This window comes from Sulfuricurvum sp. (assembly GCF_028710345.1).
GTDB lineage: Bacteria > Campylobacterota > Campylobacteria > Campylobacterales > Sulfurimonadaceae > Sulfuricurvum.
In genome coordinates this window covers 134,215-154,142 of the sequence record NZ_JAQTUH010000001.1, presented here as the reverse complement: position 1 = coordinate 154,142, position 19,928 = coordinate 134,215, and the positions used below count along the sequence as shown (strand labels likewise).

Here is a 19,928-nt window from a genome sequence, read left to right as displayed (position 1 = left end):
ACCTTCGCATGTTGAGGTCACAAAATGTGACTTCAAGTGTTAACTATATTATACCCCGTGATTCTGATCCCAGATGCGAATATGCAACCTATCAGAATAGATAAACCCTCGTCGTTTGCAAAATTCGATTACCGCTTCGCAGTTGGCTTCGATATGGGCTTTATCTCCACCCAAAGGCATACAATATACGCTCGTATACGGATGGGAAGCGATAATCTCATCTATCTCTGCTTCGAGGAGACTGACTAATGAGGGTTCATCCACGCTGAATTTAAAAAAACTCCCTTGGGTATGGGAAAGAATAGAGTTTATTACCTCTTTTTTCACCCGTTTGTCATACGGCTCGCCGCTGTTGGAGAGTTTTACCGATAAGGCATAAATCGCCTCTTTGTAAAAAGGATATTTTACAAAATCAGGGGCGATTGTCGCGTTGGTCTCAAACGTTACCCGATGCCCATTTCCAATCAAATACTCGATAAATTCTACAAAAATAGGCTCATTGGCATAGATGAGCGGTTCACCACCCGTCAAAACGACATCGACATGAGGGGGGAGCTTGTAGCCGTTCATAATCCATATTAGGGTTTGAAGCTCTTCGACCTCCATCCACAAATCCCCGAATCCTTTACGATCAACGGCATACACCGTATCGCATCCAATCACTTCACGCCCATCAGGGGTGATTTCATGGCACCCGAATCCTTCGCATTTAAGGTTACACCCTCCGAATCTAAAAAAGAGTGACGGTGTTCCGACGTATTTCCCCTCACCTTGAACGGAGTAAAAATGTTCAACTAAATAGAGCATTTTAGCTCCGTCGAAAGCGTAGCTTTTTGAGCCTTGTGCTGAGCAAAACCCAGTGTTAACGTAGATGTTTGGACGCGTTCAAACATCGTATTGAAATAGTCATAGAAATGTTCAACTAAATATAACATGCTCACCCCCCTGTTTCATAAAACGCACGTTTGGAGAGTTCTCCATCAGGATCAGACCAGCGATTTTTTTCAGGTTTTGTACGAATTACCTCTTTGAGCACCAATGCCGCTTCACGGATATCGCCACGACGGACGGCATCACGAATATTCATTGCTTCATCGAAATAGAGACATGGGATGAGATTTCCCTCTGCGGTGAGTCGGATACGGTTGCATTTGGTACAAAAATCATCTTTATGAGGTTCGATGATTCCAAACTCATAGCCATCGATTAGTTTGTAATAATGAGACGGAGAGTGTCCGTCAAACCCTTCATCAACATACGAATAGCGACTCCCAATAATTTCTAGGAGTTCATCACTGTTCATCCCGCGAATATCAACTTCTGCATGGATATTTTCCATGTATTCGATAAATCGGATAACCATACCGCGTGATTTGCAGTATTCGAGAACATCAAGAATTTCACCCTCATTCAGCCCTTTCATCGGAACCATGTTCACTTTGACTTTTAGCCCTACACGAAGCGCCTCTTCTATCCCTTCGAGGACATTTTTAAGAACATCTTTTTTAGCGATTTTTTCAGCAACTTCGGGGATGAGCGAATCGATAGAAACATTAATACGACGCAATCCCGCATCATAAAGCTTTTGTGCGGCACCGCCTAGCAAAAAAGCGTTGGTCGTCATCGCCAAATCGATATCGTTTTTATAATCATGGATCATTTTGATAAAAGTGTCCAAGTTTTCACGCAGTAGGGGTTCTCCGCCTGTAATGCGGATTTTTTTGACCCCTTCGTCGATGGCAACTTTCATAAACTCAAAAAGTTCTTCAAAACTGAGAAGGTTCTCTTTTGGTACCCACGAAAAAGGTTTTTCAGGCATACAATATTGACATCTAAAATTACACCGTTCCGTTACCGAAACACGTAAATAATCAACTGTTCTACCATAACTATCTATTAACACATCATTCCTTGAGGCTTACACATTTATGTGCGAGTGTATCTAAAAGTAGTTTGGAGTTTTATTTAGTAGGAAGATTAGAGGAGGAACCCCATCAAAGGGGTAACTTTTTTACCAGCCGCGAACGACTGCATGACATGCCGTACAAGCATTCACGATTTCAGAATAAGATTTACTTGCTTTAGAGTACTCTTTTTTATCAAGTGCTTTGAGCAATGATTCTGAAGCTTTATCAATTCGTTTTGCTGCATTAAAAGCAACATTACTCATGTGATGTTTGTCTTTTGGAAGAAACTTTTTAGTCGCCTCCGCATCATGAAAAAGTGCATCTGCTTTTTTGATATCTGCTACACCGCTTTTAATCAAATCCGGAGTGTTGTACAAAAATCCTTTTTGCACACTGTTCAAACCGCTCTCCATTTGACTCATGTTTGCAGCCAATGTCTCATCTGCCATTGCACCCACACTTAAAAGTGCGGATAGGGCTAAAATTTTTACTATTTTCATCCATTACCCCTTAGTGAACTTCTGACCAAATTTTGCGTTTCCACAAATAGGCCAAGATTGCAAATATAAATGTATAAATCATAACGTATAGACCAGTTGCTTCACGTTCTGCTTTTTTCGAATCACCAATCTCTTCCATATAAGCGATTACCTCTTCTTGCGCTTTTTCACTCAAACCAACACGTGGCATAGAAGTCCCTTTGAGCAATACTTGAGGGTCATTGATAAAGCTGTGAAGATAGTGTTCACCACGGCTTTTGATGTATTGTGATAAATCCGGAGGTGTTGCACCCATATACGTTTTGATAGCATCTTTTGGAGTAGTTGCATCAAATTTAGCATACGCCATTGAGTGACAACGTCCACATGCCGCTTCAAATGTCGCTTTATTTGCTTCTTTACCTTCCGCTACTTTTGGAGTAACCGATTGGAGATAGGCAACAACGTCCATAATCTCTTGCGGAGTCATCCAATTGTATGATGGCATTGGGAACGCTTTTGCTCCACCTACAGGATATTTATGTTCCAAGTGCATAGCCGTTACCGGATCGAAAATAAAGTTTGCCAAATAGTTTTTATCGTAAATACGACCTGCTTGACTCAAATCCGGTGGAACAACACCATAACTTGCCGCAGCATCTGCATTTGGCATAATCGCAGGGTGACCTGCTTTTTCGATAGCATGACATGCGATACAGTTTGCTTCTACTAGTGTTTTACCATTTTCAACATTACCTGCCAACGTCGTATCAACATTTTTTGCATCTTTAAAGGTGAAGTCAGCCGGAGCTACTTCTGGGTGCATAACACTGTGAGCGTATGGCTCGATTCCATAATAAGTGATACCAACAAGAGCCATAATAACGGCTAAGATTTTAAACTCTTTCATTATTTGCCTCCTACTTTTTTAGCTTCTGCTTTAGTAATAAACGGCAATGCAATAAACAATACCAAGAATGTCAATGATGCGCCAAATCCAACCCATGCATTTGGTCCGGTCGGAGGTAATTTACCAAATTCGGTCAATACCATCAAGTCAGCAATCATCAACCAGAACCAATATTTGAAATACGGGCGTTGATTCGCCGGTTTTACCATCGGTGAGCGATCCAACCACGGCATAACCAAGAAAATAGCATTCGCAAAACCAAACGCAATCAATCCTAATGATTTTCCAGAAATACCAGCGATTTCAAAGAACCAACCACGTAATACTTCGTATGACCACAAGAAATACCACTCAGGATAGATGTGTGCCGGAGTTTTAAGACCATCTGCTTTATCAAAGTTGATTGGATCCATTGCAAAACTGTAATGGAAGAACACCAAATAGAAAAAGAACAATAAGAAAAAGCCTAAAACAAAAAAGTCTTTAGACAAAAATACTGGCCAAAACGGAACTACTTTTGAGTTCTTTTTATCACCTGCAAGGTATTTTTCTGCCTCTTCGTCGAAATCGAAAAATTCACCTGCTTCGTTGTTAACGTGTGGAAAACGGAGTGAATAAAAGTGGAATACAATCGCACCTAAAATCGCCAACGGAATCAACAATACGTGAAGCATAAAGAAACGGGTCAATGTAGCATCAGCAACATAAAAGTTACCACGAATCCATACAACCAAATCTCCACCGATCAATGGTATACCACCAAAGATTTCAGTAATAACGTACGCTGCCCAGTATGACATTTGTCCCCATGGAAGCATGTATCCGCTAAACCCTTCTGCAGAGAAAAGCATAAACAACAACATCCCAGAAATCCAAATCATCTCACGCCCTTTTTTATAAGAGCCGTAATAGATACCGGTAAACATGTGAATATAGATAATCAAAAAGACTACTGACGCACCAACTGCGTGGATATGACGGAACAACCAACCATACGCAACTTCTTGCATAATTGTGTAGTTAACACTGTCGAATGCCATATTGATATCCGGTTTATAGTACATCAATAAGAAAATACCTGAAACGACCAACAATGTAAACATAACGGTGAGTAGAACCCCCATCGCCCACAAAAAGTTGATATTTTTAGGAATCCAATATTCCGTCATCATCACTTTTACGAATTTATCAATTCCTAAACGTTGATCAAACCACTCATACATTGAGCCTGCTGGTTTAAATTCTGCCATCTTACGCTCCTCCTGCTTTTGCCATCATAGCTTTGTACTCAGGACCCTCTTCACCAAGGACGAGTGTTACACCATCAATTTTAAATGGAGGGATATCAAGCGGTCTTGGAGGAGGTCCAAAAGTTTGTCTGCCATCTGCTGAGTATTCCCCACCATGACAAGCACATTTGAACATTTTTCTGTCGTTTTCGTAACCCGGAATACATCCAAGGTGAGTACAAAGACCAACCATTACAGAGTAATAATGGTCGCCGACTTTAACACTACGACCATCCGTTGGTTTCATATCTTCCGTATATTTAAGAATAAATATCGGTTTACCACGCCATACAGCGATTTCAAGTTTGTTAGCTTCTAAGCCTGATACGTCAACCGTTGTAAAACCGGCAGACATAACGCTTGGAAGCGGGTCCCATGTTTTCTTCATCGCGATCAGTGAAGCAACTCCACCAACTGCAGCGACGGCACCGAAAGCTTTACCAATAAAGCCTCTTCTGCTTTCATCCATCATTATTATCTCACTTAATTTGGAAATTTAACTCCCCATCATAAGTTAAAAAGGATTAATTTTCTATAAAATGAAAGTTTTTCTTATGAATTCGATTACTTTGGTGTTACTTTTTTCGATTGTGTGATAGTTATTTGATACAACAGTTTTAACCCTTTGCATAAGCTGTTCTTGGGAAAATCCTTCCACAATCGGAATCGATAAAGTATCAAATAACGGAATAAAATCTCTTACATAATCAGGGCGTTGAAGGTAAATCGGTTTTCCACCTCCGGCTAAGTTTTGAAGCACCGCTTGAGGCGATCCGCTCACCAAGATCTCACTTTTGCGGATAATCTCATCGTATTCTTCACATTCATGTATTGTTTTAAAAGACTCTTTGAGAGCGTTTTCATACCCAAGAAAGTGATAAAACCCCATCAGTAATTCAGCTTCGAGAGGTTTAAATAGCGCTTGATTTTTTTCCAAATCTTTTTCATAATCATCATCACCGAAAAAAAGTGCCAAAGGAATCGTTTTAGGAAGCGATTCAAAATAACGTTCATTAATAACAGTTGCCGTACAAATCCCCTCACCTACAAGATACGGTGAAATCAGAAACTCTTTAGCATGTTTAGTATCGGATGGATCATCAGAGATACGGATAAAAGAGGAGAAAAACAGCGTCATGTCATCAAGCAACGTCGGGTTAATCTCAGCCGAGTCAAAAATGATTTTGTCACCGTTTTGGGCGATTTGAGGGATATTTCGTACCAAATCTACCCCTACAGAGCGTTTAATACCAAATTCTTTGGCTTCCGCCGCAATCCGAAAATCGGAGCAAAGAAGTGTTATATCAATCTCTTTTTGGAGTTCAGTGACGATGGCGATGGCACGGTGAAAACGATCCAATCCGATACGGTGACCCGTATGGACGTAGTAAAAATATCTCATTTTTTTCCTGCCATTTTGATGTAAATATGAAGTATATCGAGCGCGGCGGGGGTAATTCCGCTGATTTGAGATGCTGCCTGCAAGGTGGGTGGATTAAAGGTATTGAGTTTGCTCACGATCTCATTAGAGAGTCCTGATACAGAGGCAAAGTCAAAATTTTCTGGGATAGCAATGTGTAACATTCGGCTCATTCGCTCGATATCTTCACTCTGCTTTTCAACGTAGCGGGCGTATTTCGCTTCGATCAAAATCTGCTCTTGGATATAGGGATCAAGCTCTGCGAAACTCGGAATGAGCTTTACGAGCTTTTCCAACTCAAAACTTTTACGGGAAACGAGTTGAGTTGCGGTGAGTTTATCGGTGATATGCTCTTCATCGATGGAAGCTAAAAATGCGAGAAACTCTTTATTCGGAGTTAGTATCGTCTCTTCGAGAAGTTTTAACCCCTCCGCTATTTGAGTCCGTTTCATCTCGATTCGCTCCATTTGAGCATCATCTATAAGCCCTAATGCATGACCGTATTTTCCTAGACGCAAATCTGCCGTCTCTTCGCGAAGCAACAAACGGTACTCAGCGCGCGAGGTGAACATACGGTACGGCTCTTTCGTCCCTTTGGTCACCAAATCATCAATCAATACTCCGATATAAGCTTCATCACGGCGCAAAATCAGAGGTTCCCTCCCCTGCAACGACAATGCGGCGTTAATCCCTGCCATCATCCCCTGCGCCGCTGCCTCTTCGTATCCCGTTGTCCCATTGAGCTGTCCCGCACAGTAGAGATTTTTCACTTTTTTGGTCTCTAACGTGTGTTTGAGTTCGGTCGGATCGACGTAATCGTACTCGATAGCGTAGCCGTAGCGGACGATTTTTGCATTCTCCATCCCGTGAACCGATTGAATCATGGAGCGTTGAACATCGGGTGGAAGCGAGGTGGACATACCGTTGATGTAGCACTCGGTATTCTCCGCACTTTGAGGTTCGATAAAAAGATGATGGCGCTCTTTGTCACGGAAGCGGTTGATCTTGTCCTCGATACTCGGGCAGTAGCGCGGTCCTACCCCCTCGATTTGACCTGTGAAAAGGGGAGCGCGGTGGAAGTTCCCCTCGATGAGACTGTGGGTCTCTTCGTTGGTATAGGCGATATAGCACGGAAGCTGTTTTTTCGTCCGTGCAAACTCTGCTCGGTCGGTGCGAAAACTAAACGGGTTCGGTAATTCATCCCCGTCTTGAATCTCCATCACACTAAAATCGATAGAAGAACTATCGATACGAGGGCACGTCCCCGTTTTAAGCCGTCCTACGGTGATTCCTGCTTCGCGTAATGAATCGGTTAATCCTTTGGCTGGGAACTCTCCGAAGCGTCCCGCCTCTTGGCGGATTTCACCGATATGAATCATCCCGTTGAGAAATGTCCCCGTGGTCAAAATCACTTTTTTAGCTCGATAGACGTTGAGTAGATGGGTACGAACGCCGACAACAGATCCCTCTTCGAGTATGAGAGCATTCACCGTCTCTTGGACTAACGATAGGTTGGGGGTTGTGAGGATGGTATTGCGTGCGATTACACGGTAGCGATCCATATCGATCTGCGCGCGGCTTCCACGTACTGCGGGGCCTTTGGTGATGTTGAGGATACGAAACTGGATACCCGCTTCATCGGTTAATAGCCCCATCTCCCCACCCAGTGCATCGAGTTCACGTACCAAGTGACCTTTAGCGAGTCCACCGACGGCTGGGTTACAGCTCGTCGCGCCCACTTGCTCTGCTAAAATAGAGACCATTAATGTGTTGTGCCCCATACGGGCTGAGGCGAGAGCGGCTTCGATCCCTGCGTGACCACCACCTACTACGATAACGTCATATTGCATCATTGACTTCTTTAACCATAAATTATTATCGCAATTATAACGATTATTATTGAAAGGACTAAAACTTAAAGCAAAACTGTTTTACAATTAAGCAAATATTTTGATGCAGAGACCTTTATGAGCCAAAACACAACCCTTGAAGATCTTTTAAAAAACTACGATCCAACCCCTGTAGAGTTTGATCCCGCTGTCGATGGAGGGGATGAACATCTGATACGAGAAGAGCTTTTGAGAAAAAAAGAGGAACTCAAAGATGTTGTAACCAGACTTAAAGAAAAACAACGCGAAGCGAGAAAAGTACGCCGTTAAGTACCTCACGCTATAATTATTGTAAAAAGATGGATGATTTACCTATGCTTCAAACCGCTTTCGACGCTTTTAATGCCCAAGACTACTCCAAAGCATTGGAGCTTTTTACCCATCTCGCCGATCAAAACAACCCTACAGCCCTATCCTCGATAGGGTATCTCTATCAACAAGGGCTTGGGGTTGAGCAATCTCTCGAAAAAGCGTATGAGTACTATAGCCGCGCATCAGAGTTCAATGAACCTACTGCTATTTTTAACCTCGCCCTCATGGTTGCCGATGGGGTTGTCGTCCCTCACGATCAGTTTAAAAGTCATGAATTGTTAATGCGTGCCGCTATCTTAGAACTTCCCCAAGCCCAATACGAAGTGGCGTTGAGTTTGGAGCGGGGATTAGGGTGTATTCAAAATTTCTCTGAAGCGGCGTTTTGGTACGAAGAGGCGGCCAAAAGAGGACACGCAGGGGCATTTAACAATCTTGGTGTTCTCTTTAAAGAAGGACACGGAGTACTCCAAGATTATCCAAAAGCTTTTATCTGTTTTTCCCGCGCTGCCAATATGAACCTCGCGGAGGGGCAATATAACCTTGGGTTGATGTTTGATCAAGGGTTGGGGTGTGAAATGAATAACGACACGGCGTTGGAGTGGTGCCGAAAAGCCGCCTATAACGGTCACGAAAAAGCAAAAAGTATTATCAGGTCTTTGCAAGAAGAGGGTAAAATAGTTTTTTGATTTTCCGGTCATGCTGAACTTGATTCAGCATCTTCTAATTAGATTCCGAATCAAGTTCGGAATGACGAGAATATAAAATTTGATTTGGGAGTTGAGATGTTTACAGGACTGATTCGGGAGATGGCACAGGTGAAAAGCTTCGGAGGGAACCGTTTATCCCTCAAAGCTTCGCACAAACCAAAGCTCGGTGACTCTATCGCTATCAACGGCACGTGTCTCTCGGTCGTAAGCATCGAGAGTGATGGATTCAGCGTCGAACTCTCCCCCGAAACTCTCAAACATATCGCGACCGAAAAACTAAGTGGTTCCGTACACATCGAACCCGCCATGATGATGGGAGATCGCTTCGAGGGGCATATCGTCCAAGGGCATATCGACACCATCGGCACCATCCGCTCCATCACCGACAACGGCAACAGCTACGATGTCATCGTCGATGTGGAGAGTGAATTTATCCCCCTCATCCCCCCAAAAGGTTCCATCACCATCGATGGAATCAGTCTCACGGTCAATGAAGTGATGGGAAGTGCATTCCGCCTCACCATTATCCCGATTACGATGCGTGAAACACTATTTGGCACTTATAAAAAAGGGACACGGGTCAATATCGAAACCGATGTTTTTGCCCGCTACATGCGCCATATCCTCACCTCATCTTCCAAAAAAGATCTCAGCTGGAATGATATTGACCATATAAGTGCCCTATATTAATCCTAGATGCTCTGCAAGGATTTTACATCCAAGCGCAATAAGAATCACCCCTCCGAGCATTTCAGCTTTGCTCTCCAGCAGTGAACCCAGTTTTTTCCCAATATAGACCGCTACGATACATAATACAAAAGTAACAAGGGCAATCACACTTGCCGCTGTGTAGATATCGGTTTGTAAAAAAGCAAATGTCACCCCGATTGCCATCGCATCGATACTAGTAGCAATTCCCAAAGTAATAAGAGTTTTTGTGGAAAGATCGGTTACTTCATCGTCAAATTCGTTGTGATACGCTTCGTAAAGCATTTTTCCACCGAGTCCTACAAGGAGAACAAAGGCGATCCAGTGATCGAATGATTGGACGTATTCAGCAAAGCTAATCCCGATAAAATATCCGGCAATCGGCATAGCCCCTTGAAAAAATCCAAAAACAGCAGCAGTAAAAAGTGCTTTAGAGACTAAAAGGTCTTTATATTTTGAGCCGATAGCAATCGAAACGGCGACAGAGTCCATCGCCAAAGCTACGGCGAGGATAAGGAGAGTTTCGTTCATTAATAATCCTGAAAAATAAGTGGCGAATTATAGCGAAGTATTAAATTGGTTTATCTCCACCGTGATGTGTACCAGCTCTTCGTGAATCGATAAGGCTTTGCGAAAATCATTTGGGCTCAAACCATTATTGCTTTGCAAGGAGAGAATAACCGAGTATTTCCCTTTTCCCACTCGCCATACGTGCAAATCGGTAATATGAGCTTCAGGATCGACCTCATTAATCACCTCGCGTACCTCTTCCACAACCGGATCGTCCATGTGAGCATCCAAAAGAACCCTCCCCGTATCCCGTAACAAACCTACAGCCCATACACTTACCAAAACTCCTCCTACAATCCCCATTACCGGATCGAGCCACGATGCTCCCCATAGCATCCCTGCAATCAAAGCAATAATTGCCAATACTGAAGTCGCCGCATCCGCTAACACATGAAGATAAGCAGAACGGAGGTTGAGGTCATGATCATGATGGTCGTGATGGTGTCCGTGGTCGTGATGATGGTCATCTCCCAGGAGCCATGCCGTGATTAGATTAACACCCAATCCAATCGCCGCAACAATAATCGCTTCGTTATAATGGATGACGATGGGTTCGATTAACCGTTGCATCGATTGATAAAACATAAGCAAAGCAACCGCGACCAAGAAAAGGGCACTGGTATACCCCGCCAATACCTCAATCTTCCACGTACCGAATGCAAATCGACCATCCTGTGCGTATCGACGTGCCAAGACATACGCCCCTACCGAAAGTCCAAGAGCCAGCGCATGGGTACTCATGTGCCACCCATCAGCAAGAAGTGCCATCGAACCGTAATAATAACCACCGACAATTTCGGCGACCATCATAGCCGCTGTCAGCATGACCGCCAAACGGGTTTTACGTTCAGCCACAGGGTTTCCTTCGTCAAACCTGTGAGTATGATACAAGTGATTTGAAGCCAACTCCATTATTTACCCCTGCTGTAACTTTTTGGCATTATAACGGCTATATTCCAAACGAACCATAATAGTTCAAAGGTATGTAAAAAGATAAACTATGACTATAACAACGTCCGTATATTCATCGCTACCCATAAAATTAGGAGATTGAGGAGAAAAATTGCTAATGAACTCCCCCGTGAGAGGAGATTTTGAGAGTATGTCCGATTTTTAGTATGGGTAGTAAACGCTATAAAAAGATGGATGAGCGTTACGACGGAGAGAAATATTACCAATATAATTTTCAATGTGATAAGAGTAGAGAGGTCGTTCTCGCTTTTACCGACCATCGCCAAGAGATTATAATGATTTGCAAGCGTTAATCCCGTAGCAATCAAAATCACCAGCCATACCGTTTCAAAATAACCATAAAAGGGACCGATCACACTATAGACAGTGTGTTGGACACTCTTATCTTTGATAAATAATCCGAGTCCAAAAAGTACGATACTTCCGCCGATCCATGCGCACGCAGCAAGTATATGAAGATATAAAATCAATGCCATCGGGAAACTCCTACAAAAGAACATTATAAGGAGTTATTGGCAAACAGATATTGATAGACATCAAGTTCGAGATGAAAGAAAATGTCGTAATTCATCAAGGTTTAGGGGATAAAGTTTTTTTTGTTTCACCTCAACCCATCCCTCCTCTTTAAAACGGCGAATATGCCGCGAGACGGTTTCAGGGGTGAGTAATAAAAGTTCGGCAATTTTACGCTGTGTAAAGCTTGAAAGTGTTTTTTCATGCTCAATGATGAAACGGGCAAGTCGTGTTTGGGCATCATCGATGAGGGAGCCATGAACGATACTCTCTAATTGTTTGATTTTGCGTGTGAGTGAGCGGATGATGGCGAATGAGAGCTTCGGGTTATCCAGAAAATAGGTTTTAAATGCCTCGAAATTGATTTCAAACACCCGTATATCGCTCTCACACCTTGCCGTTGCGGGATAGGGAATCGATTCGAAGTGCGCCATTTCAGCAATCATATCGGAGGGGTGAAAAAAAGCCAAATGTATCTCGTTGCCGTTAGAATCGTGTTTGAGTATTTGGACAATCCCCGCATCCAACACATGCAAAACTGTGGGTCTCTCCCCCGCGTAAAAGAGGATAGAGCCTTGTGGATAGCTACGTGTTTGGGTAATCGTATGGAGATACGCTAACTCTTCTGCGTTTAATTGGTTAAAAAAATAGGACTCTTCTAATGCCATTTCACCCTCACAATCTTGATTTAAATCAATATCAATCATAAGAATAGTAACGTATACTGCCATAAAAAAAGGGGAATGGATGATTGATTTTAAATTAGTGCCCAAAGTGGCATTCGATGAGATGAACCGCGTCCACGCTGAAGAGGTAGAACTACTCAACACGTTGGAGAAATACCTTGATGCCAAAGACAGAGAAGGAATTGAAAAAACATTGGATGAGATGCTCGAACATACACGAGGACATTTCGCCAATGAAGAGAGATTAATGCGTGAAGTCAATTTTCCTCCCTATATGATGCATAAAAGCGAACACGATAGAGTATTAAACGAATTTCAGTTTGTGGTGATGGATTGGCGTAACCATAAAGATGATGCCATGCTACGAAACTACTTTTTAGAGACGATTCCAGAGTGGCTCACCCAACACATCGCCAGTATGGATACCATGACAGCACAGTTTATCTGTATGCATAAGGGGTGTTAATGCAAACCGTGACTTTTTTCACCCATACCCATTTCGGTGATAAACCCCAAATCGACATGATGTTTGAATCATTCACTTCGAAAGAGATTCGCATCTGCATGGCAGAGGGGAATATTATGCGTGAACACACCGCACCGGGAGCTATTATGATTATGGTATTAAAAGGGAGTGTTTTGATTACTTCACTAGAGGAGAGTGTCGTATTAAATGCAGGCGATATGATAGGTTTTGAAGCAAAAGTTCCCCATTCTCTCGAAGCCCATGAAGAGAGTATACTCCGTCTAAGCCTCTCGAAAAACGATACGTTCAAACGGGTAATCGGAGTTCTTTAACAATCTTTATCTTTGCCAAAAATACATCGCCCGTTCGTAATCAGTTTGCGAATCAGAAAAAACAGCGCGATAGATGCTATCACACCGCTCCCTATCGCCTGTAACATCAGCGCTTTCGTGTAAAATACATAAGTTGCAATTACAAATAAAACAGTTAAAATAAAACACATTATACCCTCCGGAGAAAACATGAAAATCGAATGGATTATGATGGCCGCTTTTATCGGCGGACTAGGGTTAGGGTTGTGGAAAGTTTACGCATTTATCCCCAATAAACCTCTCGCCGATGATGACACCACCCCCGAATCCATCGCTCTATTAGAGCGTATTATGGTCGAATCGAACCAAGAGGGGATAAGCGAAGAGGAGCTGTACGCCCATATGCTCAAACATCCCGAATTCGATTCCCAACACTTTTGGCGATTCAACGAAAACCGTCTAAAACAACTCATCACACACTATCGCCTCAAAGAGCCGAATTTTCGTCTCTGAGACTTTTGGCATTCGGATTACACGTAATCTTATGCTCCATATCGACTTTCTCATACCCCTCTAAAGTACGCCGCGAGGCAATCGTTGCATTACGATATCCTTCACCCGTATTTAGATAGACATTAAAACCGTTTTCATAGAGTGCCAGCCGTGTAGCGAGCGCGGTCGAGTAGGTGGTGAGTATCCCATCCTCTCCCATCAGCCGTGCCACATCGGCAAAGTATTCCCGCGTCCAAAGCAGCGGATTAACCGAGGGGCTAAAGGCATCTTGATAACATACATCCCACTCCCCCTCCAGCTCTCTCATCGCAACCCGTGCATCCATAATTTCGACCGTAATTACCGTCCTCTCATCCTCATACCCGCCGAGTGTCGCAATGTCGGTGATGATATTTCGGTACGGTTCAAAGATGTCTGGATAGGGAAAATCGACGAGCGAAGCGACCAACTCCCCGTCCAGTTCGGGGGAATAGATTTCAAGAGTTGTATCTGGACAATAGGTATCGCGATAATAGAGACTCAGCAGAGTATTAAATCCCAATCCGAAACAAATGTCGATGAGACGGAGATGCTCTTTCTCGCTATGAAGTTTAAAAGCGGGTTCGATATGTTTTTTGAGCGATTCATTCAAAGCACCGTCTTTGGTCGAGTGGTAGTGTTCGTCGTATTCACTGCTATATGCTGTATAGCTTCCATCGTCGCTTTGTATCCACGCTTGTGCCATTCGTTACCTCACATCTATTCTTCATCCAATTATATCTTTTCAAACCAATAAATTTAAAGAGGTTGCCACAATGCTTTAATCCCATAAACGATAAATTGAGCTGCAATCGCCCCAACGACAAGACCCATAATTCTCGTCATAATTTTCAATCCGACAACCCCCAAAACTCTTGTCAAGAAGATTGCATTTCTCAGTGTTAAATAGATAATTACACATACGATTATGACAGCTATGACGAGTAACGAAATTTCTATCATAGTAGAGCTTTTTGCTTTAAAAATCATGAGAGTAGATATCAGCCCCGGACCAAACAATATGGGGATTCCAATAGGGATAACAGAGATGTCTTCTTTCAATATTGCGACTTTCGATTCTTCAGGAGTGTGCGATGCTTCTGAGATTTTCCCCTGCACCATATGAATGGACATCAATAACAAAATGATTCCACCAATCACCATCACCGAAGAGGTGGTAATCCCAAAAAGTTCAAAAATAGCGTTCCCTAAAAAAATAGTTATCAAAGAAGCAATTAGAACAGTCAATGCAGCTTTTTTACCAATATCATCGGTATCTTCTTTGGTGAGATTCGAAGGGGAAGAGGAAATCATAATCGCTGCAGCTGCGATAGGGTTTACGATGGTAATCAAACCAACCGAATAATGGAGTAGTGTCTGTAGGTAGGCAAAATAATTTAACTCCATTGGTTGTTCCTTGCTTGCGACACTTTGAGAATCTTCACATTATATCTTTTCAAACCTCTTCTAGCTTTTTACTTTCCCAAACGATAATGTTTTAGAGTCCATTACCCCACATATGCATTTTTTTTGCCACAATCACATCACATTCCTTTATCAAATCACGAATCGTATTTGCCGCACGAAATTCCGATTTTTCCAACAAAGCTTCCACCTCCGATGTCTCCATCACCCCGCATTTTTGAACAATGATAACCTCAGCGGAGTTTTCGAGTGACCGATAGACGAGTTGTAACAGTTTTAAAGGGTGAGAATGCAAATGCAAAATATCCTGAAGGATGATCGTTTCATAATCGCGAGTAGCCGAGCGGATGGGGGAGTTAAAATCTTTAATCGTATCGACTTTAGAGAGGTGAGGAGATAGGTGTTGCGAATGTTCCCCAGGATAGAGGGAGAGATCGATTGTTGCATTAAAAGGTTCTAAATAGGTGCAAACCTCATCAATCATTCCATCAGCATGAGAGGTCGCTATCAAAATTTTCATTTGAGGCGAGGTTTGAAATAAATCACAAAAAGAACTCATACGGATAAGTCATGCAACTCGCGGAAAAGATACGCTTCGACAATGTCATCGATAGTGCGCTGAGTGTGAGCGACCAACACCATCATCTGATTATCGATGAATTCCATAATAGGTTCATAATTGTTAGTGACAATCACAGCATCAAGCCACCCCTCGATTTCACTGCGGTCGGTGTAGAAATTGATCTCGACAACGCGCCCCTCTTCGACTTCTACCGTTGCCCAATGGGTTGCGCTTAGTATACCCGTGAGTTCGGATTCCTGAGTATCGTCACCATCCATCGGCAATAAAAGAAGCATTATTGCTCTACTTTCGATAAATCCAGCGCTAACGCTTCATTATCCATGATGTCGATGTCACGGCGCAATACTTCGGTCGCAATCGCTTTCGCATCTTCCAAAGAGTGCATTTTGTATGTCCCGCATTGATAGACGTTGAGTTCAGGAATGTCGCTTTGTTTTTCCACGGCGAGAATATCGTGCATCGACGCTTCCCATGCTTCGGCTACTGTCTCTTCACTCGGTGTCCCGATTACCGACATGTAAAATCCTGTACGGCACCCCATCGGAGAGATATCGATGATCTCCGTGCTCCCTGAGTTGAGATGATCGCGCATAAATCCTGCGAAAAGGTGCTCTAACGTATGAATCCCCTCAGAAGAGAGAATCACCTCATTCGGACGGCAAAATCGGAGGTCAAACACCGTAATGTCATCCCCTTTGGGTGTTTTCATCCCTTTGGCACGACGTACGGCAGGAGCGGGCATAATGGTGTGATCGACACAAAAACTGTCAAGTAACGGCATAAAAATCCTTTAATATCTCTCTTTATTGAGAGCAATATTAGCATATTTTATCCCCTCATCGCTATAATTTGACCATTAATAGAAGGAACTTAAAATAATGACAAGCCTCTTTGAACCTCAGATAGCCGCACAGTATCAAAACGACCCACTGGGGATGAGAGTCTATACCTCCCAACTCTTAGGACAAAACAAGGAATTAGTACTCCACGGTGGCGGAAATACCTCGGTAAAAATCGATGATACCCTCTATGTCAAAGGGAGCGGTTGGAATCTCGATACGATAGAAAAAGGGGGATTTTCTCCCGTCAACCTCGACGTTCTTTTAGAGATGGCGACACGAGAGAGCCTTAGTGACACTCAAATGGTGGCAGAACAGCGTGCCGCGATGTCGGATCAAAGCTTTCCCAACCCCTCCATCGAAGCAATCCTCCACGCCATCATCCCCTATGTATTCGTCGATCACACCCATGCCGATGCCGTCGTTACCCTCACCAATACCCCGAACGGTAAAGGATTAGTTCAAGAACTCTATGGGGAGAATATGCTCATCATCGATTACGTGATGCCCGGATTTGAACTGGCAAAATATATCTATGAGATTACCCGTCACATCGATTGGAATAGCCTTACGGGGATGATTCTAATGCACCATGGAGTCTTTACGTTTGATGATGATGCACAGCGTGCCTATGAGAAGATGATCGACATCGTCACCGTTGCCGAAACATATCTTGCCGAACACGTCACCCTCGCCTGCGGAGACTGCGAAGGAAAAGGGGACAAATCTATCGCCGAAGCGGTGGGAATCGAAGCGGCAAAACTTCGCGGATGCGATCTCTTTCCTTTATTGATCGACTCGCCGCGCGCTCAGCTCTTTAGCATCCTCCCCAATCTCGAATCACTCGTAAAATGTGGAGGATTGACTCCCGAGCACGTGATCCGTATCAAACCTTTCCCTGCAATCATCAACGGTGATATCGGCTCAGGAATTGAGCAATTTGTGCAGGAGTATAAAAGCTATTTCGATGCCAATGCTTTGCAAAAGCATATCTGTCTCGATCTCGCCCCCCGTTATGCAGTGATTAAAGGTGTCGGAATCGTCGTACTGGGTAAAGATGAAAACGAGTCCCATATCATCGGCGACATCGTCAAACACACGATAACCGCAATCCTATCGGCTGAACAACTCGGGGGATGGGGTTCACTCACACTCGCTCAGATGTTCGAAATGGAATACTGGGAACTTGAACAAGCTAAATTGAAAAAATAACTACCGCCGTCATTCCCGCGCAGGCGGGAATCCAGCTTTGTATTTAAGAGATGGATCCCCAATCAAGTTGGGAATGACGAAAAAATCTAACTACAAGGAAAAAAATGAAAATTACGAAAAGAGTGACCTTTATCGCCAAAGAAGAGCATATCGCAACGGTCAAAAAATTATTAGAGGATATGGTCATTCCATCGCTAAAAGAGCCGGGATGTTTGTTTTATTACATCTTCCAATCCCAAAACAATCCACGTAAATTCTTCGCCGTTGAGTCGTGGGCAGATGATGAGTCGTTAGAGGGGCATAAACACACGGAACACTATGCCTACTACAAATCACACTATGAAGCGTTTGTGGATGATAAATATACGGAAGAGTTAGACCTTCTCGACGAGGAAGCATATCAGTTCTAAACCCCTGGAGCCTTCCACATCGGCTCCGTAATCCCCTCACGTACTAATTCCATCTGTTTAGCATACACTTTGAACCATCTCTCTTTAATCTCACTATACTGCGCGTGATTGACCATGTTCGGTTCATACGTCCGCTCGATTTTAACTATCTCTTTCCCCGCCTCTTCAAAGCTTTTATAGACCCCAGCACCAATCCCGCATGCCATCGCCACACCTAATGCCGTCGCCTCTTTGATTACCGGAACGCGCACTTCTAATCCTGTAACATCCGCTAAAATCTGCGACCACAACGCCCCGTTGGATGCCCCGCTTGCAAAGGTAATAGAGGTGGGTGAAACACCGCTAAAAGCTTTGATGTTTTCCAGATTGATCGCACTCACGATACATGCGTTCTCTTCAAGGGCGCGAAACATCGATGCGACGTTGTATTTGGACTCATCCAGCCCCAATCCGATGAATGATGGAGAAGCGTGTATCCACTCGCCATAGTTCATCCGATCACTGAATATCGGAGTTATACCGTACGAACCGAGAGAAACACGTGAAGCCATTTCTTCAAGTTCCGCATAACTTTTACCACACCCAAGAGTATTACGAAACCAGCGCATCACTAGCCCCGTAAAAAAGGTTATCCCCTCTGCCTGAGACATACCGCGTACGACATGTGGATTAACCCGCAACAACATCTCATTTGAAAGTACAGCAGTACTAGGGATATTGACCACCTGCTGCCAAAAACTCCCTCCGAGAACCACCGCATCGCCGAGCTTTGAAGCTCCCAGACCCGCCGTACCGATCTGAACGTCACCGCCCCCCATAACAACGATGGTTTCCGTGCTTAATCCCGTCTCACGTGAAGCTTCTGTACTGATGTGACCTAATACCTCTCCGATCTCTCGTATCGGGACAAACAAATCTTTGAGTCCGCATTGTTCAAACTCATTTTTATTCCAATCGCGGGTTTGGAGGCTAAACGCTCCCGCCGTCCCCGCATTTGAAGGCTCAGAGGCTAACTCTCCGCTGAGTTTAAAAAGTATCCAATCGCTGATCATCGTAAAATAACGGGCTTTCTCATACAGTGAAGGGTGATTGTTTTTCAGCCATAACAACCGAGGTGCAGCAGAGAGGGCAAAGGTTTGTCCACTAATCGCATAGCTCTCTGATTCCAGCGAGGGAAATGTTTTTTTGAGATAAGAGACTTCCTCGCCTGAGCGACCATCAACATTAGCTACACCCCAGATTTCTCTTTTTTCACCGTCATAGACAACAATCCCCTCACGCATACTCGATGCCGATACCGCTACTATTTCTGAGGCAGTGATTTTTGCGCTAGCGATTGACTCGCGAATACACCTCTTGGCAAGTTCCCAACCGCGCACATAATCAAATCCCATCGACCCTGCTACGCCCACTTCAGAAATATGTTCCCACTCGTATTGAGCAATCGCTATTTGGTTGCCGAGGGTATCAAAGATGATGGATCGGATACTCCCCGTCCCTGCATCGAGTACGAGGAAATAGCGATTCATCGAAGTTCTTTCATATTTGCAAATATTTCCAATGGGAGATGCTGTTGTTGATCATCACTGATTTTTTCAATATGGACGTTGCAAATAGAACCTTTTAATTCTTCAGCAAGTACTAATAGTTCTTCTTTGGTTTCACGTTTTGCAATTCCGCGAGCAGAACAGCCGGTAACACCGGTATGGTTGTAAGTCATTCGATACATAAGATAATCCAATAGTTAAGTAGAAGGATAAAGCAAAGATGATTCCAAAAAAAGAGGACA

Annotated in this window: 28 protein-coding genes; 8 read left to right on the top strand and 20 right to left on the bottom strand. The window is 43.6% G+C overall.

From position 1 onward, the window contains the following. Window positions 1–48 precede the first annotated feature (48 nt). The 8 genes from PHC76_RS00800 to mnmG all read right to left on the bottom strand — a co-directional run bounded on the left by PHC76_RS00800 (window position 49) and on the right by mnmG (window position 7,855). Window positions 49–807: a 7-carboxy-7-deazaguanine synthase QueE gene (locus tag PHC76_RS00800; RefSeq protein ID WP_299969055.1), complete on the bottom strand. Its 759-nt coding sequence runs from the start codon at window positions 805–807 to the stop codon at window positions 49–51. Window positions 808–937: 130 nt separating this feature from the next. Next, window positions 938–1,903, bottom strand: a complete 966-nt coding sequence (gene moaA, locus PHC76_RS00795; RefSeq protein WP_299969057.1) for a GTP 3',8-cyclase MoaA — start codon at window positions 1,901–1,903, stop codon at window positions 938–940. Window positions 1,904–2,011: 108 nt separating this feature from the next. Beyond that, a complete protein-coding gene (locus tag PHC76_RS00790) occupies window positions 2,012–2,407 on the bottom strand; it encodes a hypothetical protein (RefSeq protein ID WP_299969059.1) in 396 nt (131 codons plus the stop codon). Between the two features lie 10 nt (window positions 2,408–2,417). Beyond that, window positions 2,418–3,296 carry a c-type cytochrome gene (locus PHC76_RS00785; RefSeq protein ID WP_299969061.1) on the bottom strand — a complete coding sequence of 293 codons (879 nt, stop codon included), beginning with the start codon at window positions 3,294–3,296 and terminating at the stop codon, window positions 2,418–2,420. Then, window positions 3,296–4,546 carry a cytochrome bc complex cytochrome b subunit gene (locus PHC76_RS00780; protein WP_299969063.1) on the bottom strand — a complete coding sequence of 417 codons (1,251 nt, stop codon included), beginning with the start codon at window positions 4,544–4,546 and terminating at the stop codon, window positions 3,296–3,298. Before PHC76_RS00780 ends, PHC76_RS00785 begins: the two co-directional genes overlap by 1 nt. Before the next feature lies 1 nt (window position 4,547). After that, on the bottom strand, window positions 4,548–5,060 hold the full coding sequence (locus PHC76_RS00775) for a Rieske 2Fe-2S domain-containing protein (protein WP_299969363.1): 513 nt from the start codon (window positions 5,058–5,060) through the stop codon (window positions 4,548–4,550). 57 nt (window positions 5,061–5,117) lie between these two features. Further along, window positions 5,118–5,987 (bottom strand): hypothetical protein, encoded by an 870-nt coding sequence (locus PHC76_RS00770; protein ID WP_299969065.1) that lies wholly within the window; start codon window positions 5,985–5,987, stop codon window positions 5,118–5,120. Then, window positions 5,984–7,855 (bottom strand): tRNA uridine-5-carboxymethylaminomethyl(34) synthesis enzyme MnmG, encoded by a 1,872-nt coding sequence (mnmG, locus tag PHC76_RS00765; protein WP_299969364.1) that lies wholly within the window; start codon window positions 7,853–7,855, stop codon window positions 5,984–5,986. Before mnmG ends, PHC76_RS00770 begins: the two co-directional genes overlap by 4 nt. A gap of 117 nt (window positions 7,856–7,972) precedes the next feature. Between mnmG and PHC76_RS00760 the strand changes: the two genes are divergently transcribed. The 3 genes from PHC76_RS00760 (at window position 7,973) to PHC76_RS00750 (ending at window position 9,603) form a co-directional block, all read left to right on the top strand. After that, window positions 7,973–8,164 (top strand): hypothetical protein, encoded by a 192-nt coding sequence (locus tag PHC76_RS00760; RefSeq protein ID WP_299969068.1) that lies wholly within the window; start codon window positions 7,973–7,975, stop codon window positions 8,162–8,164. A 29-nt stretch (window positions 8,165–8,193) separates the two neighbouring features. Next, window positions 8,194–8,892 (top strand): tetratricopeptide repeat protein, encoded by a 699-nt coding sequence (locus tag PHC76_RS00755; RefSeq protein WP_299969070.1) that lies wholly within the window; start codon window positions 8,194–8,196, stop codon window positions 8,890–8,892. A 96-nt stretch (window positions 8,893–8,988) separates the two neighbouring features. Further along, the gene (locus PHC76_RS00750) at window positions 8,989–9,603 is read left to right on the top strand and encodes a riboflavin synthase (protein ID WP_299969072.1); all 615 of its coding nucleotides are present in this window, start codon (window positions 8,989–8,991) and stop codon (window positions 9,601–9,603) included. Here PHC76_RS00750 and PHC76_RS00745 read toward each other — a convergent pair. The 4 genes from PHC76_RS00745 to PHC76_RS00730 all read right to left on the bottom strand — a co-directional run bounded on the left by PHC76_RS00745 (window position 9,595) and on the right by PHC76_RS00730 (window position 12,383). Continuing rightward, window positions 9,595–10,152 (bottom strand): manganese efflux pump MntP family protein, encoded by a 558-nt coding sequence (locus tag PHC76_RS00745; RefSeq protein WP_299969074.1) that lies wholly within the window; start codon window positions 10,150–10,152, stop codon window positions 9,595–9,597. The genes PHC76_RS00750 and PHC76_RS00745 overlap by 9 nt on opposite strands. 27 nt (window positions 10,153–10,179) lie before the next feature. Continuing rightward, window positions 10,180–11,103 (bottom strand): CDF family Co(II)/Ni(II) efflux transporter DmeF, encoded by a 924-nt coding sequence (dmeF, locus tag PHC76_RS00740; protein ID WP_299969076.1) that lies wholly within the window; start codon window positions 11,101–11,103, stop codon window positions 10,180–10,182. Between the two features lie 92 nt (window positions 11,104–11,195). Then, window positions 11,196–11,639, bottom strand: coding sequence for a hypothetical protein (locus PHC76_RS00735; RefSeq protein ID WP_299969078.1), 444 nt, complete (start codon window positions 11,637–11,639; stop codon window positions 11,196–11,198). Between the two features lie 60 nt (window positions 11,640–11,699). Then, a complete protein-coding gene (locus PHC76_RS00730; protein WP_300209738.1) occupies window positions 11,700–12,383 on the bottom strand; it encodes a Crp/Fnr family transcriptional regulator in 684 nt (227 codons plus the stop codon). Window positions 12,384–12,423: 40 nt separating this feature from the next. Here PHC76_RS00730 and PHC76_RS00725 point away from each other — a divergent pair, with 40 nt between their 5' ends. Both PHC76_RS00725 and PHC76_RS00720 read left to right on the top strand, forming a co-directional pair. Further along, window positions 12,424–12,828 (top strand): hemerythrin family protein, encoded by a 405-nt coding sequence (locus tag PHC76_RS00725; RefSeq protein WP_299969082.1) that lies wholly within the window; start codon window positions 12,424–12,426, stop codon window positions 12,826–12,828. Next, window positions 12,828–13,160 carry a cupin domain-containing protein gene (locus PHC76_RS00720; RefSeq protein WP_299969084.1) on the top strand — a complete coding sequence of 111 codons (333 nt, stop codon included), beginning with the start codon at window positions 12,828–12,830 and terminating at the stop codon, window positions 13,158–13,160. The genes PHC76_RS00725 and PHC76_RS00720 overlap by 1 nt, the downstream gene beginning before the upstream one ends. On the opposite strand, the gene PHC76_RS00715 is transcribed toward PHC76_RS00720, so the two are convergent. Continuing rightward, complete coding sequence (locus PHC76_RS00715; RefSeq protein WP_299969086.1) at window positions 13,157–13,330, bottom strand: hypothetical protein; 174 nt, start codon at window positions 13,328–13,330, stop codon at window positions 13,157–13,159. The two genes, PHC76_RS00720 and PHC76_RS00715, sit on opposite strands and share 4 nt — an antisense overlap. Before the next feature lie 19 nt (window positions 13,331–13,349). On the opposite strand from PHC76_RS00715, the gene PHC76_RS00710 reads away from it, so the two are divergent. Beyond that, entirely contained in the window at window positions 13,350–13,652 is a 303-nt protein-coding gene (locus PHC76_RS00710) for a hypothetical protein (RefSeq protein WP_299969088.1), read from the top strand. Here PHC76_RS00710 and PHC76_RS00705 read toward each other — a convergent pair. From PHC76_RS00705 to luxS, 5 genes are all read right to left on the bottom strand, one after another. Next, window positions 13,627–14,376: an MnmC family methyltransferase gene (locus tag PHC76_RS00705; protein WP_299969090.1), complete on the bottom strand. Its 750-nt coding sequence runs from the start codon at window positions 14,374–14,376 to the stop codon at window positions 13,627–13,629. The two genes, PHC76_RS00710 and PHC76_RS00705, sit on opposite strands and share 26 nt — an antisense overlap. A gap of 53 nt (window positions 14,377–14,429) precedes the next feature. Continuing rightward, window positions 14,430–15,077 carry a MarC family protein gene (locus tag PHC76_RS00700; protein WP_299969093.1) on the bottom strand — a complete coding sequence of 216 codons (648 nt, stop codon included), beginning with the start codon at window positions 15,075–15,077 and terminating at the stop codon, window positions 14,430–14,432. 91 nt (window positions 15,078–15,168) lie between these two features. Beyond that, on the bottom strand, window positions 15,169–15,615 hold the full coding sequence (locus tag PHC76_RS00695; protein ID WP_299969095.1) for a hypothetical protein: 447 nt from the start codon (window positions 15,613–15,615) through the stop codon (window positions 15,169–15,171). A 35-nt stretch (window positions 15,616–15,650) separates the two neighbouring features. Further along, window positions 15,651–15,953, bottom strand: coding sequence for a hypothetical protein (locus PHC76_RS00690; RefSeq protein WP_299969097.1), 303 nt, complete (start codon window positions 15,951–15,953; stop codon window positions 15,651–15,653). Then, the gene (luxS, locus tag PHC76_RS00685; protein WP_299969099.1) at window positions 15,953–16,459 is read right to left on the bottom strand and encodes an S-ribosylhomocysteine lyase; all 507 of its coding nucleotides are present in this window, start codon (window positions 16,457–16,459) and stop codon (window positions 15,953–15,955) included. The genes PHC76_RS00690 and luxS overlap by 1 nt, the downstream gene beginning before the upstream one ends. Before the next feature lie 97 nt (window positions 16,460–16,556). On the opposite strand from luxS, the gene PHC76_RS00680 reads away from it, so the two are divergent. Both PHC76_RS00680 and PHC76_RS00675 read left to right on the top strand, forming a co-directional pair. Beyond that, window positions 16,557–17,729 carry a class II aldolase/adducin family protein gene (locus tag PHC76_RS00680; protein ID WP_299969101.1) on the top strand — a complete coding sequence of 391 codons (1,173 nt, stop codon included), beginning with the start codon at window positions 16,557–16,559 and terminating at the stop codon, window positions 17,727–17,729. Window positions 17,730–17,833: 104 nt separating this feature from the next. Beyond that, complete coding sequence (locus PHC76_RS00675; protein WP_299969103.1) at window positions 17,834–18,139, top strand: putative quinol monooxygenase; 306 nt, start codon at window positions 17,834–17,836, stop codon at window positions 18,137–18,139. On the opposite strand, the gene lsrK is transcribed toward PHC76_RS00675, so the two are convergent. Next, entirely contained in the window at window positions 18,136–19,668 is a 1,533-nt protein-coding gene (lsrK, locus tag PHC76_RS00670; protein WP_300209736.1) for an autoinducer-2 kinase, read from the bottom strand. The genes PHC76_RS00675 and lsrK overlap by 4 nt on opposite strands. Beyond that, window positions 19,665–19,868, bottom strand: a complete 204-nt coding sequence (locus PHC76_RS00665) for a hypothetical protein (protein ID WP_299969106.1) — start codon at window positions 19,866–19,868, stop codon at window positions 19,665–19,667. The genes lsrK and PHC76_RS00665 overlap by 4 nt, the downstream gene beginning before the upstream one ends. Window positions 19,869–19,928 lie beyond the last annotated feature (60 nt).

Bases quoted from the DNA above. Each gene is read 5' to 3' on its own strand.
- PHC76_RS00800 (WP_299969055.1), bottom strand. From the start codon at position 807: ATGCTCTATTTAGTTGAACATTTTTACTCCGTTCAAGGTGAGGGGAAA.
- PHC76_RS00790 (WP_299969059.1), bottom strand. From the start codon at position 2,407: ATGAAAATAGTAAAAATTTTAGCCCTATCCGCACTTTTAAGTGTGGGT.
- PHC76_RS00785 (WP_299969061.1), bottom strand. From the start codon at position 3,296: ATGAAAGAGTTTAAAATCTTAGCCGTTATTATGGCTCTTGTTGGTATC.
- PHC76_RS00780 (WP_299969063.1), bottom strand. From the start codon at position 4,546: ATGGCAGAATTTAAACCAGCAGGCTCAATGTATGAGTGGTTTGATCAA.
- PHC76_RS00770 (WP_299969065.1), bottom strand. From the start codon at position 5,987: ATGAGATATTTTTACTACGTCCATACGGGTCACCGTATCGGATTGGAT.
- mnmG (WP_299969364.1), bottom strand. From the start codon at position 7,855: ATGCAATATGACGTTATCGTAGTAGGTGGTGGTCACGCAGGGATCGAA.
- PHC76_RS00760 (WP_299969068.1), top strand. From the start codon at position 7,973: ATGAGCCAAAACACAACCCTTGAAGATCTTTTAAAAAACTACGATCCA.
- PHC76_RS00755 (WP_299969070.1), top strand. From the start codon at position 8,194: ATGGATGATTTACCTATGCTTCAAACCGCTTTCGACGCTTTTAATGCC.
- PHC76_RS00750 (WP_299969072.1), top strand. From the start codon at position 8,989: ATGTTTACAGGACTGATTCGGGAGATGGCACAGGTGAAAAGCTTCGGA.
- PHC76_RS00745 (WP_299969074.1), bottom strand. From the start codon at position 10,152: ATGAACGAAACTCTCCTTATCCTCGCCGTAGCTTTGGCGATGGACTCT.
- dmeF (WP_299969076.1), bottom strand. From the start codon at position 11,103: ATGGAGTTGGCTTCAAATCACTTGTATCATACTCACAGGTTTGACGAA.
- PHC76_RS00735 (WP_299969078.1), bottom strand. From the start codon at position 11,639: ATGGCATTGATTTTATATCTTCATATACTTGCTGCGTGCGCATGGATC.
- PHC76_RS00730 (WP_300209738.1), bottom strand. From the start codon at position 12,383: ATGATTGATATTGATTTAAATCAAGATTGTGAGGGTGAAATGGCATTA.
- PHC76_RS00725 (WP_299969082.1), top strand. From the start codon at position 12,424: ATGATTGATTTTAAATTAGTGCCCAAAGTGGCATTCGATGAGATGAAC.
- PHC76_RS00720 (WP_299969084.1), top strand. From the start codon at position 12,828: ATGCAAACCGTGACTTTTTTCACCCATACCCATTTCGGTGATAAACCC.
- PHC76_RS00715 (WP_299969086.1), bottom strand. From the start codon at position 13,330: ATGTGTTTTATTTTAACTGTTTTATTTGTAATTGCAACTTATGTATTT.
- PHC76_RS00710 (WP_299969088.1), top strand. From the start codon at position 13,350: ATGAAAATCGAATGGATTATGATGGCCGCTTTTATCGGCGGACTAGGG.
- PHC76_RS00705 (WP_299969090.1), bottom strand. From the start codon at position 14,376: ATGGCACAAGCGTGGATACAAAGCGACGATGGAAGCTATACAGCATAT.
- PHC76_RS00700 (WP_299969093.1), bottom strand. From the start codon at position 15,077: ATGGAGTTAAATTATTTTGCCTACCTACAGACACTACTCCATTATTCG.
- PHC76_RS00695 (WP_299969095.1), bottom strand. From the start codon at position 15,615: ATGAAAATTTTGATAGCGACCTCTCATGCTGATGGAATGATTGATGAG.
- PHC76_RS00690 (WP_299969097.1), bottom strand. From the start codon at position 15,953: ATGCTTCTTTTATTGCCGATGGATGGTGACGATACTCAGGAATCCGAA.
- luxS (WP_299969099.1), bottom strand. From the start codon at position 16,459: ATGCCGTTACTTGACAGTTTTTGTGTCGATCACACCATTATGCCCGCT.
- PHC76_RS00680 (WP_299969101.1), top strand. From the start codon at position 16,557: ATGACAAGCCTCTTTGAACCTCAGATAGCCGCACAGTATCAAAACGAC.
- PHC76_RS00675 (WP_299969103.1), top strand. From the start codon at position 17,834: ATGAAAATTACGAAAAGAGTGACCTTTATCGCCAAAGAAGAGCATATC.
- lsrK (WP_300209736.1), bottom strand. From the start codon at position 19,668: ATGAATCGCTATTTCCTCGTACTCGATGCAGGGACGGGGAGTATCCGA.
- PHC76_RS00665 (WP_299969106.1), bottom strand. From the start codon at position 19,868: ATGTATCGAATGACTTACAACCATACCGGTGTTACCGGCTGTTCTGCT.